At 65.7% G+C, this 14,332-nt stretch carries 14 protein-coding genes and 1 pseudogene; 5 read left to right on the top strand and 10 right to left on the bottom strand.

Going from position 1 to position 14,332, the window contains the following annotated elements; translation table 11 throughout:
• Nucleotides 1-47: 47 nt before the first annotated feature.
• Complete coding sequence (locus LC041_RS11070; protein ID WP_226533142.1) at nucleotides 48-599, top strand: type IV toxin-antitoxin system AbiEi family antitoxin; 552 nt, start codon at nucleotides 48-50, stop codon at nucleotides 597-599.
• Here LC041_RS11070 and LC041_RS11065 read toward each other — a convergent pair.
• From LC041_RS11065 to LC041_RS11030, 8 genes are all read right to left on the bottom strand, one after another.
• Nucleotides 586-2,841 carry a RelA/SpoT family protein gene (locus tag LC041_RS11065; protein WP_226533141.1) on the bottom strand — a complete coding sequence of 752 codons (2,256 nt, stop codon included), beginning with the start codon at nucleotides 2,839-2,841 and terminating at the stop codon, nucleotides 586-588. The two genes, LC041_RS11070 and LC041_RS11065, sit on opposite strands and share 14 nt — an antisense overlap.
• 68 nt (nucleotides 2,842-2,909) lie before the next feature.
• Entirely contained in the window at nucleotides 2,910-3,899 is a 990-nt protein-coding gene (gene secF / locus LC041_RS11060) for a protein translocase subunit SecF (RefSeq protein ID WP_226533140.1), read from the bottom strand.
• Nucleotides 3,899-5,647 carry a protein translocase subunit SecD gene (secD, locus tag LC041_RS11055; RefSeq protein ID WP_226533139.1) on the bottom strand — a complete coding sequence of 583 codons (1,749 nt, stop codon included), beginning with the start codon at nucleotides 5,645-5,647 and terminating at the stop codon, nucleotides 3,899-3,901. Before secD ends, secF begins: the two co-directional genes overlap by 1 nt.
• A gap of 55 nt (nucleotides 5,648-5,702) precedes the next feature.
• Nucleotides 5,703-6,104, bottom strand: a complete 402-nt coding sequence (locus LC041_RS11050; RefSeq protein WP_374197668.1) for a preprotein translocase subunit YajC — start codon at nucleotides 6,102-6,104, stop codon at nucleotides 5,703-5,705.
• A 71-nt stretch (nucleotides 6,105-6,175) separates the two neighbouring features.
• A complete protein-coding gene (gene ruvB, locus LC041_RS11045; RefSeq protein WP_226533138.1) occupies nucleotides 6,176-7,201 on the bottom strand; it encodes a Holliday junction branch migration DNA helicase RuvB in 1,026 nt (341 codons plus the stop codon).
• On the bottom strand, nucleotides 7,194-7,814 hold the full coding sequence (ruvA, locus tag LC041_RS11040) for a Holliday junction branch migration protein RuvA (protein ID WP_226533137.1): 621 nt from the start codon (nucleotides 7,812-7,814) through the stop codon (nucleotides 7,194-7,196). Before ruvA ends, ruvB begins: the two co-directional genes overlap by 8 nt.
• A gap of 27 nt (nucleotides 7,815-7,841) precedes the next feature.
• Nucleotides 7,842-8,405, bottom strand: a complete 564-nt coding sequence (gene ruvC, locus LC041_RS11035; RefSeq protein WP_226533136.1) for a crossover junction endodeoxyribonuclease RuvC — start codon at nucleotides 8,403-8,405, stop codon at nucleotides 7,842-7,844.
• A 45-nt stretch (nucleotides 8,406-8,450) separates the two neighbouring features.
• Nucleotides 8,451-9,212, bottom strand: coding sequence for a YebC/PmpR family DNA-binding transcriptional regulator (locus tag LC041_RS11030; RefSeq protein ID WP_226533135.1), 762 nt, complete (start codon nucleotides 9,210-9,212; stop codon nucleotides 8,451-8,453).
• 142 nt (nucleotides 9,213-9,354) lie between these two features.
• Between LC041_RS11030 and LC041_RS11025 the strand changes: the two genes are divergently transcribed.
• Together LC041_RS11025 and LC041_RS11020 are read left to right on the top strand one after the other, a co-directional pair.
• Nucleotides 9,355-10,740, top strand: coding sequence for a pyridoxal phosphate-dependent decarboxylase family protein (locus LC041_RS11025; RefSeq protein WP_226533134.1), 1,386 nt, complete (start codon nucleotides 9,355-9,357; stop codon nucleotides 10,738-10,740).
• A gap of 84 nt (nucleotides 10,741-10,824) precedes the next feature.
• Nucleotides 10,825-11,511 carry a carboxylesterase family protein gene (locus LC041_RS11020; RefSeq protein ID WP_226533133.1) on the top strand — a complete coding sequence of 229 codons (687 nt, stop codon included), beginning with the start codon at nucleotides 10,825-10,827 and terminating at the stop codon, nucleotides 11,509-11,511.
• 130 nt (nucleotides 11,512-11,641) lie between these two features.
• On the opposite strand, the gene LC041_RS17445 is transcribed toward LC041_RS11020, so the two are convergent.
• The gene (locus LC041_RS17445; RefSeq protein WP_226533307.1) at nucleotides 11,642-11,902 is read right to left on the bottom strand and encodes a helix-turn-helix domain-containing protein; all 261 of its coding nucleotides are present in this window, start codon (nucleotides 11,900-11,902) and stop codon (nucleotides 11,642-11,644) included.
• 153 nt (nucleotides 11,903-12,055) lie between these two features.
• Between LC041_RS17445 and LC041_RS11010 the strand changes: the two genes are divergently transcribed.
• Both LC041_RS11010 and LC041_RS11005 read left to right on the top strand, forming a co-directional pair.
• Nucleotides 12,056-12,892, top strand: coding sequence for a cutinase family protein (locus tag LC041_RS11010; RefSeq protein WP_226533132.1), 837 nt, complete (start codon nucleotides 12,056-12,058; stop codon nucleotides 12,890-12,892).
• Nucleotides 12,893-12,901: 9 nt separating this feature from the next.
• The gene (locus LC041_RS11005; protein WP_226533131.1) at nucleotides 12,902-13,228 is read left to right on the top strand and encodes a hypothetical protein; all 327 of its coding nucleotides are present in this window, start codon (nucleotides 12,902-12,904) and stop codon (nucleotides 13,226-13,228) included.
• Between the two features lie 188 nt (nucleotides 13,229-13,416).
• On the opposite strand, the pseudogene LC041_RS11000 reads toward LC041_RS11005, so the two are convergent.
• Nucleotides 13,417-14,311: pseudogene (locus LC041_RS11000) on the bottom strand (IS5 family transposase).
• Nucleotides 14,312-14,332: the final 21 nt, after the last annotated feature.

Below are 14,332 nucleotides of genomic sequence, written 5' to 3'. Positions count from 1 at the left end.
CTCCGCGATCACGGCGCAGGCGGGGTGCACTACGTCAGACTGGCGTGATGCACCCCGCTTTCCTCTATGTGCCCGGCGAGCGACTGAGTGAGAGCGAGCTCAGCGCAGCGCGGATCGATGGTCATGTCGTCGAGGTGGGCGACGCCTACATCCCCGCCGACCTCGTCGCAGGGCCCGACGTGCGAGCGAGCTCGGTGTCGATGCTCGTCCAACCGGGCACCGCCGCCTGCACGCAGACGGCCGCGTGGATTCACGGTGCCGGCGACGCTCCCCCGGTCGTGCATCATGTGAAACGCTGCATCGACCGTCGAATCCGACCGATCACCAGCGCACGCCTGGTCTTCCACGACACCGTGCTCCCGGACGTCGACATCGAGCTGATCGGCGGCGTTCCGGTCTCCACCCCTGCGCGCACGATGCTCGATCTCGCCACGACGCTCCACCGCGACCCTCGTGTCCTGATGTGGATGGATCGGCTCGCAGCCGCGCTTCCCGGCACGCCGAAAGCCGCCATCGCCGCGCTGCGCGATCTCCATCGCGTGCCGGGAAGTCGGGCCGGGCTGGCGGCGCTGGAGCGGCTCGTGCTCAGGAGGAGGTGACGCGATAGACGTCGTACACGGCGTCGATGCGGCGGACGGCGTTGAGCACACGGTCCAAGTGCACCGCGTCACCCATCTCGAACACGAAGCGGCTCAGCGCCAGTCGCTCATCCGTCGTCGTCACCGTGGCGGAGAGGATGTTGACATGGTGCTCGCTGAGGACGCGCGTCACATCGGAGAGAAGCCCCGACCGGTCGAGCGCCTCCACCTGGATCTGGACGCGGAACACGCTCTTCGTGGTCGGGGCCCAGGACACCTCGACGAAACGATCCTGCTCGGATCCCAGCGCCTTCACGTTCACGCAGTCCGCGCGGTGCACGGAGACCCCACTGCCGCGGGTCACGAATCCGACGATCTGGTCCCCGGGAACCGGGGTGCAGCACTTCGCGAGCTTCACGAGGATGTCGTTGGCGCCGCGCACGAGAACACCCGAGTCGCCGGAACGCGGCTCCCTGGTCGGCACGCTGCTACCCGGCAAATCGATAGCACCGGTGGTCGTGTCGTTCGCCGCCACGAGAGCGGTGACCTTCTCCAAGACCGACTGCGTTGAGACGTGCCCCTCGCCAACGGCGGCGTACAGCGCGGAGACGTCTTCGTAGTGCATCCCCCGAGCAACCTCGGCGAACGAGTCATGACTCATCAGACGCTGCAGAGGAAGGTTCTGTCGACGCATCGCCCGTGCGATGGCCTCCTTGCCCTGCTCGATGGCTTCTTCGCGCCGTTCCTTCGTGAACCACCCGCGAATCTTGTTTCGGGCGCGCGTGCTCGCGACAAAGCCGAGCCAGTCCTGGCTGGGGCCGGCATCGGGGTTCTTCGACGTGAAGACCTCGACGACGTCTCCGCTCTTGAGCTCGGACTCCAACGGCACGAGTCGGCCGTTGACCTTTGCCCCCATCGTCCGATGGCCGATCTCGGTGTGGACGGCGTACGCGAAGTCGACCGGAGTCGCACCGGAGGGGAGGCCGATCACGCGTCCCTTCGGCGTGAAGACGTACACCTCCTTCGCTCCGATCTCGAAACGGAGCGACTCGAGGAACTCCCCCGGGTCGGCCGTCTCGGCCTGCCAGTCGGAGATGTGAGCGAGCCACGCCATGTCGGTGTCGGAGGCGCGCACCTCGGTCTTCCCGCCGCCGTTCATCCGCTCCTTGTACATCCAGTGCGCGGCCACTCCGTACTCGGCCTGCTGGTGCATCTCGTGGGTGCGGATCTGGATCTCCACCGTTCGACCGGACGGCCCGATCACGGTCGTATGGAGCGACTGGTAGAGGTTGAACTTCGGAGTCGCGATGTAGTCCTTGAACCGTCCGGGCAGCGGCGTCCACCGTGCGTGGATCGCGCCGAGGACCGCATAGCAGTCGCGCACGGAGGCCACGAGCACGCGGATGCCGATCAGGTCGTAGATGTCGTCGAACTCCCGGCCGCGGATGACCATCTTCTGGTACACCGAGTAAAGCTGCTTCGGCCGGCCGACGACCTTGCCGCGGATGCGGAGGTCGCGCAGATCCTCGTCGATCTCCTCGACGACCTGGTTCAGATACTTCTCCCGCTGGGGAGTGCGCTGGGCGATGAGGCTGTGGATCTCGTTGTAGATCTTCGGGTGCAGGACCGCGAACGAGAGGTCTTCCAGCTCTGACTTGATCGCCTGGATACCGAGCCGATTCGCCAGCGGCGCATAGATCTCGAGGGTCTCCTTGGCCTTCTTCGCCGCCTTCTCGGGCGGGACGAAGCCCCAGGTGCGTGCGTTGTGCAGGCGGTCGGCGAGCTTGATCAGCAGCACGCGGATGTCCTTCGACATCGCCACGATCATCTTGCGGACCGTCTCCGCCTGGGCGCTCTCGCCGTACTTGACCTTGTCGAGCTTGGTGACGCCGTCGACGAGCATCGCGACCTCGTCGCCGAACTCGGCGGTCAGATCAGTGAGCGCGTAGCCCGTGTCCTCGACCGTGTCGTGAAGCAACGCGGCTGCGATCGCTCGCGGACCGAGACCGAGTTCGGCCAAGATCTGAGCGACCGCGAGCGGGTGGGTGATGTAGGGCTCACCGCTCTGACGCTTCTGCCCCTCGTGCTTCTCCTTGGCGACGGCATACGCGCGCTCAATGACGGAGAAATCGCCTTTGGGGTGGTTCACACGCACCGTGCGGATCAGATTGTCGAGATCGTTGATCCGCGACGCGCGGGAGAAGATCCGGGGAACCAGTCGTCGCAGACTAGAACCCTGCGTCGACGTCTGCGGTTCCGCCATCAACCCACCTCCAGATCAGTTCATCCTACGCGTGCTGAGCGGGTCGAGCTCCCGCTGAGGGTGGCCGATCAGGCGTCGACGGACGTCCTGCTACGGGCATCACGGATGCGCGCGTCCCGTTCCTTGATCTGCGGTTCGTTCTCGCGGAAGAGCGAGTACAGCGGTGCCGCGACGAACAGCGTCGAGTAAGTGGCCACCAGAATCCCGACGAAGATCGACAGGGAGATGTCGGTGAGCGACTCGGCACCGAGCCAGAAGGCACCGATGAAGAGGACGGCGCCGACCGGAAGGGCAGCGACGACGGATGTGTTGATCGAGCGAACGAGCGTCTGGTTCACCGCGAGGTTCACCGACTCGCCGAACAGACGGGCAGACTTCTCCCCGTCCTCCGTCGTGTTCTCTCGAATCTTGTCGAAGACGACAGTCGTGTCGTACAAGGAGTAGGCCAGGATCGTAAGGAAACCGATCACCGCCGCCGGCGAGATCTCGAATCCTGCCAGGGCGTAGACGCCCACCGTGATCACGAGCACGTCGAGCAGTCCGATGATCGCCGCAGCCGACATCTTCCAGGTGCGGAAGTAGATCGCCAGAATCAGGAAGGTGAGGGCGAGGAAGATCGCGAGCCCCCACAGGGACTGCTTCGTGACGTTCTCGCCCCACGCCGGACCGATGAACGACGATGTGACGTTCGCAGCCTCGACACCATAGGCGTCTGCGAGTGCTTCGGCGACCTGCTGCGTCTCGGCCGCGCTCATCTGGTCGGTCTGCACGCGGATGTCGGCGTTGTTCACCACGACGACCTTGGTCGACGCACCGGGCACGACGGATTGGACGGCCTCGGTCGCGACGCCCTGATCGAGCGTCGCCGGCGCCTGCACGGTGAACTGCGACCCGCCGGTGAACTCGATCGAGAACTGAATGGGCCGGAACAGCGGGACGAGCGCGGAGCCGACCACGAGGGCGATCGCGATGATGAACCAGAGCCGACGCTTGCCGACGAACGGGAAGGAGGTCTTCCCCGAATAGAGATTGTTGCCGAACTCATTCATGGAAGGCATCAGGCGTCTCCCTCACTTCCGGCGGTGGTCTGTCTGTCGCTCGCGAGCGCTTCCGCACGCTTGCGTTCGGCGATGGTCTGTCGGCGTTCGGCTTCGCCGCGGGATCTCGAGTTCTTCGCACCACGCCCGGCCGAGGACGTCGAGACCTCTCGGTACTGGGAGCGGCTTCGATAGACGGCTCCGAGCGCGGCGGGATCCAGCCCCGACAGCTTGTGCCCTCCGCCGAAGAAGCGGGTGCGGGCGAGCAGTTGCATCACCGGGTGCGTGAAGATCACGAAGATGAACACGTCGATGAGGGTCGTGAGCCCCAGAGTGAAGGCGAATCCCTTCACGGTGGCGTCGGCGAGGATATACAGCACGAGTGCGGCGAGAACGTTGATCGACTTCGAGATGTAGATCGTCCGCTTCGCACGACCCCAGCCGTCTTCCACGGCAGCCGTGATGGACTTGCCGTCTCGGAGTTCGTCTCTTATTCGTTCGAAGTAGACGATGAACGAGTCGGCGGTGAAGCCGATCGAGACGATGAGACCCGCGACACCGGCGAGCGACAGGCGGAAGCCGATGCGCCAGGCCAAGATGCAGATGATGATGTAGGTCAGGACGGCCATCACCGCGATCGAGGCGATGATCACGGATCCGAGGGCGCGATAGACGATGAGCGAGTAGATCGCGACGAGGGCGAGACCGATGAGTCCCGCGATCAGACCGATCTGGAGCTGCTGGGTTCCGAGCGTCGCGGAGATCGTGTCGGAGCTCTGCACGGTGAAACTGAGCGGCAGCGCTCCGAACTTGAGCTGATCCGCGAGCGTGGTCGCGGTCTCCTGCGTGAAGCTACCCGAGATGCTGGGGCGTCCGTCGAGGATGACGCCGTTCATCCGGGGGGCGCTGATCACGTCGCCGTCGAGCACGAAGGCGAACTGGTCCCGCGGAGACAGTCCGTCGAGCCGGTACTGGTTCAGACGAGTGCTGACCTTGCCGAAGGCGTCTGCGCCCTCACCGTTCATCGTCAGCTGGACGATCCACGCACCGGACTTCTGATCGCGACCGGCGGAGGCGTCGGTGATGGCGGTGCCGTCGAGTTCGGTCGGGCCGAGCAGGAACTTCTGTGAATCATCCGGCGAGCAAGCGACGACCGGCTCATCCTTCGGTGCCCGAGCCGGGTCGTTGTCGGGGTTCGCGCAGTCGTAAGCCTGGAACTCCGCGGCGAGCTTCTCCGTGACCCACGAGAGGTCGCTCGCATCGGTCGGCGTGGCGGTCGGCGTGGCATTCAACGTCGGATCGGGCGTCGGGAACGGTGTGGAGTTCCCGTCCTCGCCGACGAACTCGGTTCCCGCGGCATCCGTGTAGAGGACGGGGCGAAGCTCGAGCTGCGCACTCGCCTGGATCCGCTCGCGCGTCTGTGCGTCAGCCTCGCCAGGGATCTGGACGACGATGTTCTGGCCGCCCTCGGTCGTGATGTCGGCCTCAGCCACGCCCGAGGCATCGACGCGCTGCCGGATGATCGCCGCGGCCTGGTCGAGCTGCTCCTGTGTGGGAGCGGCCCCGTCTTCCGTTTCGGCGCTGAGGACGATCTGGGTGCCACCCTGGAGGTCGAGAGCGAGCTCAGGGGTCCAGGAACTCGCCGGCGCCCCCTCAGCGTCCTTGAAGACGTACACGCCCAACGAGTTGATGCCGAAGAGCACGCCGGTCACGAGGAGCAGGCCGAGGAGGACCCGCCAGGCGTGACGGACGGGAGAGGATGAAGCCACGTGTGTTCAGCTTTCTGAAAGGACGGAGATCCGACGGGCCGTATCGGCCGTGGAGTTACTTGTCGTCAGCGTCCCGCTCAAGACGGGCACGGGTCTCCTCGGGGGTCTCGACGGGAGGTGCGATCGACTCATCCGTCTCCTGCTCCTCGTCGGCGTCGACGGGCGTCTCGATGACGGCGTCCTTCGGCTCGACGACGCGCAGGATCGCCTGGCTGTGGACATCGATGATCGTGCCGGGCGCGATCTCGACGAGAGCCGGAGTGTCGAGGTCCTCGGGGTCGTACGAGACGATCGTCCCGTAGATGCCCCCCTGAAGGAGCACCTTGGCGCCGGGAACGGTCTTGGTCGCCTTCTCCTCCTGCTCGGCCTTCATCTGCTTCGTGCGCTTGCGCGTGTTGAAGATCATGAAGACGAGGAGGACGGCAAGAAGGCCGAAGAGCAGGAATTCCATGGGCATGGGGAAGCGCCTTTCTCAGGTGCACGCTCCAGCCTTTGGGCGCGCGAAGGTATCCGGGAAGTCTTCAGCGATTATAGGTCATCCAATTTAAGCATTCCGTCCGGATGCGGAACGCCCAGGTGCGTGTACGCCTCGGGCATCGCCACGCGGCCGCGGGGAGTCCGGCCGAGGAAGCCGATGCGCACGAGATACGGCTCGACCACGCTCTCCACGGTCTCCCCCTCCTCCCCAACCGCCACGGCGAGTGTGCTCAGACCGACGGGGCCGCCTCGGAAACGTCGCACCAAGGCATCGAGGACGGCCCGATCCAACCGGTCGAGACCGATCGCGTCCACATCGTAGAGATCCAGCGCTGCACGCACATCGCGGATCGTCGCCGAACCGTCACCGTGCACGAGCGCGTAGTCCCTCACCCTGCGAAGCAGACGGTTCGCGATACGCGGTGTGCCGCGAGATCGTCGCGCGATCTCGGTGAGCGAATCGGTGGGCAGGTCGACTCCCAGCACCGCGGCGGAGCGCGCGATGACCTGCTCCAACTCGGATTCTTCGTAGAACTCCAAATGCCCCGTGAACCCGAAGCGATCCCGCAAGGGGTTGGGCAACAGACCGGAACGGGTCGTGGCGCCGACGAGTGTGAAAGGCGAGAGCTCGAGCGGGATGCTCGTCGCGCCCGCTCCCTTGCCCACCATGATGTCGATCCGATAGTCCTCCATCGCGAGGTACAGCATTTCTTCCGCAGAGCGCGCCATGCGGTGGATCTCGTCGATGAACAGAACTTCCCCGGGCACCAGACTCGACAGGAGGGCCGCCAGATCCCCCGCATGCTGGATCGCAGGACCGCTCGAGAGACGCAGCGGACGCTCGCTTTCATGAGCGACGATCATCGCGAGGGTCGTCTTTCCGAGCCCCGGGGGGCCCGCCAGAAGAATGTGATCCGCCGGGCGGCTCTGGAGTCGCGCCGCCTCGAGGAGCAGCTGCAACTGCCCTCGCACCTTCTGCTGACCGACGAAGTCACCGAGGCTGGTGGGGCGCAGCGCGCCTTCGATCGCGAGTTCGGTCTCGTCTGAGGGTTCGGTCGCGTCGAGCGGGTCAGACATGCGACTGGCCTCCCTTCGCCGGCCCCAACAGGGCGAGCGTGCGGCGAAGCAGTGCCGCGACGGACGCGCGCTCGGCGTCCGTCGCCTCCTCCGCCGTCTGGGCCGCGGCGTCGGCGGCGATCTTCTCCGACCATCCGAGACCGACCAGGGCGGCGGAGACCTGGGTGATGACATCTGCGCTCCCCGCGGTGACCGCCTTGGGCGCGACAGCGAACGCCTGGACCTTGCCCGCGAGCTGAAGCACGATGAGCTTGGCCGTCTTCGGACCGATTCCGGAGACACGGCGGAAGGGAGCGTCGTCCTCCGCGGTCACGGCCTCCGCGATCTGGTCGGCGGTGAGATGCGACAGCACGCCGAGCGCCGACTTCGGCCCGACGCCCGTCACTCCGAGCAGGAGGCCGAAGATCTCGAGTTCACCGCGATCCGCGAAGCCGAACAGAGACAGCGAGTCCTCCCGCACGATGAGACTCGTGTGCAGAAGCAGCTTCTCCCCCACGGTCGCCGTATGTGCGACATCGGCTGGGACGGCGACGGCGAACCCGACCCCGCCCACGTCGATGACGACCTGATCGGACGTCGCGTGCAGAACGACGCCGTGCAGAGAGGAGATCATCCTCTCAGCCTACGGCGTCGATCGTAGCTATGTTCGAGCGACACGCTCCGCGGCGGCCCACGCGCGTTGGGCGGGCGTCAGCGCATGCTGTCCGGGCGCGGCCGGTCCCCCGCGACGCCAGGCGTGGCAAAGCGCGATCGCGAGGGCATCCGCGGCATCCGCGGGTTGCGGCAGCGCTTCCAGGCGCAGGATCCGGGCGATCATCGTCTGCACCTGGCGCTTGTCGGCAGCGCCATAGCCGGTGACGGCGGCCTTCACCTCGCTCGGAGTGTGTGTGGCGGCCGGAAGCCCGGATTCGGAGGCGATCAGCAGCGCGACCCCGCTCGCCTGCGCCGTTCCCATCACGGTGTGGGTGTTCTGCTGGGCGAACACCCGCTCGACGGCGACGGCATCGGGCCGGTGCTCGGCGATCACGGCGCGGATCCCCGCGGCGACGATCGCAAGGCGATCACCGATCTCCGCGTCCTGCGACGATCGGATCACCCCGACGTGCACGAGCGTCCCCCGACGCGAGCGGTCGACGTCGACCACACCGACGCCGCACCGGGTGAGGCCCGGGTCGATGCCGAGCACGCGTAGAGAGGAGGCCACTCCCCCAGGCTAGGCGGCGACGACGACACCGTCGGTCCGGCGCGCCTAGCCTTCCTCGTTCTCCAGCTCGGCCTGGACCTCGGTGCTCAGGTCGAAGTTGGTGAAGACGTTCTGCACGTCTTCACTGTCTTCGAGCGCATCGATGAGACGGAAGACCTTGCGCGCGGTGTCTGCGTCGATCTCGACCTTGAGATTCGGAACGAACTCGACGTCGGCGGACTCGTAGTCGATCCCCGCGTCCTGGAGGGCAGTGCGTACGGCCACCAGATCGGTCGCCTCGGTGATGATCTCGAAGCCCTCAGCGTGCGGCTCGATCTCCTCGGCACCGGCCTCGAGCGCCGCCATCATGACGTCGTCCTCGGTGGTGCCCTCTGACCCGACGACGATGACGCCCTTGCGGCTGAAGTTGTACGCGACACTGCCCGGGTCGGCCAGGGTCCCGCCGTTGCGGCTGAGAGCCGTACGGACCTCTGCGGCTGCGCGGTTCTTGTTGTCGGTCAGACACTCGATCATGAGCGCGACGCCGTTGGGCCCATAGCCCTCGTACATGATCGAGAGATACTCGACGGCTTCGCCGCCGATGCCGGCACCGCGCTTCACCGCACGGTCGATGTTGTCCTTGGGGACGGACGTCTTCTTGGCCTTCTGGACCGCGTCGAAGAGCGTCGGGTTGCCCGCAAGGTCGGGACCACCGAGCTTCGCCGCGACCTCGATGTTCTTGATGAGCTTGGCCCAGGACTTCGCGCGCCTGGAGTCGATGATGGCCTTCTTGTGCTTCGTGGTCGCCCACTTGGAATGCCCTGACATAAGTCTCCGCTCGTCGTATCCGCGTGAGCTCGCGCTCAGCGCGTCGTCCATTCTAGCGAACGGCGACGAGCGCCCGAGTGGCGCCTACCGAGTCACTCTGGCGCGAGCCGGCCCCCGGGTGTAGGCCTGAGGAATGAGAGAGATGGCTCCCGACGACCGGGCCCGCGCGCTCGAGACCGCACACCACGCCGCTCTTCGCTTCCTGGATTCGGTGGCCGAGCGCCCGGTGTGGCCGAGAGCATCGCTCGACGAGATGCTCACCCGCTTCGGCGGGCCCCTCCCGGAGCACGGTGTGGACGCCGCGACGGTGGTGGAGGAGATGGCCGTGCTCGCCGACCCCGGACTCGTCGCGATCCCCGGCGGCCGGTTCTTCGGCTTCGTGATCGGCGGCACCCACCCGGCTGCCCTGGCCGCTGACTGGCTCGTCTCGGCGTGGGATCAGAACTCGGGATCGTCGACTCTCACACCCGCCACCGTCGCGATGGAACGCGTCGCCGGACAATGGATGCTCGATCTCTTCGGCCTCCCCGCGACGGCCAGCGTCGGCTTCGTCACGGGCGGGCAGCTCGCCAACTTCACCTGCCTCGCCGCCGCACGACACTCCGTGCTGGCGCGCGCCGGGTGGGACATCGCCGAGCACGGATTCCGTGGTTCACCCCCGCTCCGCTTCGTCGTCGGCGCTCACCGGCACGGATCCATAGACCGCGCCGCCCGGTTCTTGGGTGTCGGACGGGCGGAACTGACAGTCGTCGCGTCCGACGACCAGGGGCGCATGAACCCGGATGCACTCCGGCACGCACTCGCTGGGGAGGAAGGGCCCCTCATCGTGTGCCTGCAAGCGGGCGAGGTGCACACCGGCGCCTTCGACGACTTCGCGGAGTTGATTCCCATCGCGCGCCGCTACGGCGCATGGGTCCACGTCGACGGCGCGTTCGGGCTGTGGGCGGCGGCCTCCCCCGGGCTGAGCCACCTCACTGCCGGCATGGCGGATGCCGACTCCTGGGCGACCGACGCGCACAAGACGCTGAACGTGCCGTACGACTGCGGCATGGCGATCGTGCGCGACCCGGCCGACTCCATCGCCGCCTTCCGCACCGGAGGCGACTATCTGATCTATTCCGGGCTCGACCCGTGGGATGTCACTCCAGAGCTCTCACGACGCGCCCGCGGGGTTCCCGCCTGGGCCGCATTGCGCAGTCTCGGCCGGTCGGGCATCGCCGCGCTGATGGACCGTCTGCATGCGAACGCCGTCGAGATGGGCGCGGGACTCCGAACGGTGGAGCCGCTGGAAGTCATCAACGACGTCGACTACACACAGGTGATGTTCCGCCTCGATTCGGATGAAGCCACACGTGCGCTCGGCGCGGCGATCCTCGTCGAGGGGACAGCCGCGATGACGGGTGCCGAATGGGAAGGTCGTGCGGCTCTACGGTGCTCGATGTCGTCTTGGGCGACCACCCCAGAAGACATCGCCCGCACGGTCGAGGCCGTCCGCGGCCTGGTCGCCGCAGGGTCACCCGCCGGTTGACCGAGACCGTGGGCTCCACATCCGGCTGCCCGCTCCGCACATCGTTCCCTCGGACGACCGCCACGGATGGCGCAGGATGGACACATGCGCAGATCGCGACACATCACTCCCGCCTCCCGCTCTTCGGGCATGCGGAACGGCGAGCCGACGCCGGCCGACTCCCTGCGGTACCTGCTCCATCTCCCGGACGACTACGACGCCGACCCCGACCGACAGTGGCCACTCGTCCTGTTCCTGCATGGTTCGGGTGAGCGCGGTACCGACGTCGAGCTCGCCGCCGTGCACGGTCCGCCGAGTATGGCCGATGCCGGACACGAGTTCCCTTTCGTCCTCGTCACGCCCCAGTGCAGCGAATCGAGTCAGTGGGTCGCCGAGCTCTCGACTTTGTCCGTACTTCTCGATGAGGTCGTCGCCGCGCACCGCATCGATCCGTACCGCATATCGGTGACCGGACTCAGCATGGGCGGATTCGGGACCTGGAGCCTGGCGGTGCGCTATCCCGACCGGTTCGCGTCGATCGCGCCGATCTGCGGAGGACTGTGGATGCAGAGCGCTGCGCCGCTCCGCGACGTGCCCGTCTGGGCTTTCCACGGTGATGCCGACGATGTCGTTCCGTTCTCCGCCACGGAACAGATCGTCAGCGAACTCCGGGGCCTCGGTGCCGACGCACGGTTCACTCGATATGCAGGCGTCGGTCACAATTCCTGGACCGAGACCTATGAGAACCCCAAGTTGTACGACTGGCTCCTCTCTCACCGGCGCCAGGTCTGACTCGGACCCTCGGCCGGACCTAGGGCGTGTCTAATAAAGTTCGAGTCCAGGCGATGGCGGTGTTCAGGTGGGCGACCCGCCAGGGGGGCGTGTTGACATGGCGGCGGAGGCCCCGTCACAGGCGGACACTTCACCAGTAGGCGGACACGAAGCTTGCAATTTGTTCCGAAGGCAAGCGGAGCGCTCGGAGTACCTTCAACACCGTGCTGGCTCTTACGGCCTGACCGGGAGCAGTCCTCGTATGCCGTTCTAGACGCGCGTAGGTTGATACGTCGATAGCGGCAGCGAAGGCGACGGCTTCCTGGGTCATGCCACGCTCCAAGCGTGCGTTGCGTAGCCACACTCCCACCTGGACTTCCCCAGGCGCCTGGGAGCTCAATCCGGACGACATCATCCGAGGATGGCAGTTTAATCCATTCGGCGCAATAACACTCTTGGCTAGATCAGTCCAGGGCAATTGCGCCCTGTTCTTCCCCACGGTCCCCGAGTTAGATCTTCTCCGAACTCACTGACGAGCGAAACGGAGACAAGGATGGGTGCTGCTATGAAATCGTCGCGCTACATGAGGAAGGGCAGGCTTCGCCGACTGACTGGAGCGATAGCCGCGCTCCTGCTCGCGGCGGGACTGGGAGCAGTTGCAGCGCCTCCTGCCAGCGCCACGTCTGCCGGAATATGCGACTTCGGCGTGCTGCTGACAGCCAGGGGCACGGGAGCCCCAGCGGGCGCAGGGCTTGCGCACAGCAATCGAGTATGGACTACCGGTGGTCACGGTGACGAATTGCTCTCGCTGGCCTGGCACTTCAAGAGCACAAGTCCTCTGCCGATGTATGTCGCTAGTGTCAACTATCCGGCATCCGGAGATGCCAACTACTTCAACAGCGTGATGACCGGCCGAGCCAACCTCGTCAACGAGATCAACTGGCTCGTCCAACAGTGCGGCACCTACACCCCCGCGATCTTCCTCGCGGGGCACTCACAGGGCGGTGCCGTGGTACTCGACTCACTGCTTCAGGTTTCCGCCGCCCCGAATCTCTCCGCGCGAGCCAAGAGCGCGATTCGAGCAGTAGTTGTCTTCGGCGACCCTAACTTCTCCCCCAATCAGCCTTACAATGCGCCGGGATCACCTACCAACACCGACGGACTGATGGGTGGGGGCATCCAGGCCTACAACGACCAATACGCGTCCTACCGCAGTTGGGGGTGGCCGATGGGAGGCTCAGGCGAAGGATGGGTCTACAAGGTTCGATCGTACTGCTACGCCGGGGACTACTTTTGCAACCGCGGAACAGGCCCGAACGCGATGGCGATCCACAACCTGTACGGTGAGAACTCCACCACCGCCGCCCGGCAGTGGATGGAATACATGGTGAATGCGTTCTAGGGTGATGGCATGAGTTCCCCTGCCAAGACCCAGAGCGGCATGCTCAGCACGGTGCTCTGGGGTCTGCAATTCGCGGTGGCTGGAGCGCTCATCGCCTTCGTCTACTTCAAACGCATCTACATCCCTCAGTGTGATCTGCAGTGCAACTTCGTGCTGCTGGACGCGACAGGAAACATCTTCGCGATCTTCGCGGTACTGCTCTTTGTCGCAGTTGGGGTACTCCAACTGACGCTCCCCGGCCCCTCCCGATGGTGGTTGCCCGCTGGCGGAATCACACTCACGGTAGTCGGTGCGATCGTCGCAAACTACGTGAGCGAGAACGCTCTGCTCGCATGAAATGTCTGCCTGTGATTGGGCTCAACGCCCGATCACAGGCAGGCGCCTTTCAACCGCGGCAACGGCCTTGCCACCGACCTACTTGGGGTCGCGGAAGCAGACACATACGCTCTCTCCCCCGGGCGTCCCGGGCTTCGCCCCGAATAGCCTTGCCAGCCAGTTGCCGCGTGTCTTCTGAGCGATGCGCGCTAGGATGTGCCTCCTAAACGGGCGGTCCAGGCGATGACGCTGTTTAGGACGGCTGCTGCGCGGTAGACGGTGGCCAGTTTGTCGTAGCGGGTAGCGATACCGCGCCATTGCTTGAGGGTGGCAAAGCGGCGTTCGACGACGTTTCTGGCCCGATAGTCGTCACGGTCGCATCCGACAGGTCGTCCGCCTCTGGACCCCCGTCGGAGGCGATGGCCGATCTGGTCCGATGGTTGCGGAATGACGGCTTGGGTACCGCGGTCGCGCAGGTGCTGACGGATGGCTCGTGACGAGTACGCATTGTCGCCGCGGACTCGATCAGGCCGGGTTCGTGGACGTCCTGTCGGACGCGTGACCCGCAGATTCTGCAGGAGCGGGATCAGCATCGGTGACTCTCCGGCCTGGCCCGGAGTGATAGCGATCACGAGCGGCAGACCGTGACCGTCGACGAGCTGGTGCAGCTTGGTCGAGAGGCCGCCGCGGGAGCGGCCGAAGCCGTGATCAGGCGGCTCGATCAGCGGATTGCTGTAGTTCGACGGAGCCCCCCGTGACGCGGGTGATGTTTGTCGAGTGTTGATGAGCGCGAGCGATGGTGGAGTCGACCGACACGGCCCAGTCGACCTTGCCCTCCGCGTCGGCGCGAGAAAGCAGCACCGAGTGAACACGATCCCAGGTTCCGTCGCCCGCCATCCGCCGATGCCACTTCCAAACCGTCTGCCACGGCCCGAACACCTCCGGCAGATCGCGCCATGCGATCCCTGTCCGATAGCGATAGGCGATTGCCTCGACCATTGTTCACGCGTCCGAGAACGGGCGCCCCCTCCGCCCCGTTGGACCAAGCAAGAACCCGCCATTCAGATCCCACTGGGCATCCGACAGCAATCGAAATCGCGACACAGCTCCAGCATCGCCGGATCG

The sequence above is a fragment of the Microbacterium paraoxydans genome, assembly GCF_020524545.1.
Classification (GTDB): Bacteria; Actinomycetota; Actinomycetes; order Actinomycetales; family Microbacteriaceae; genus Microbacterium; species Microbacterium paraoxydans_C.
The sequence above is the reverse complement of the archived record's forward strand: the minus strand, read 5'-3'. Positions and strand labels throughout refer to the sequence as shown.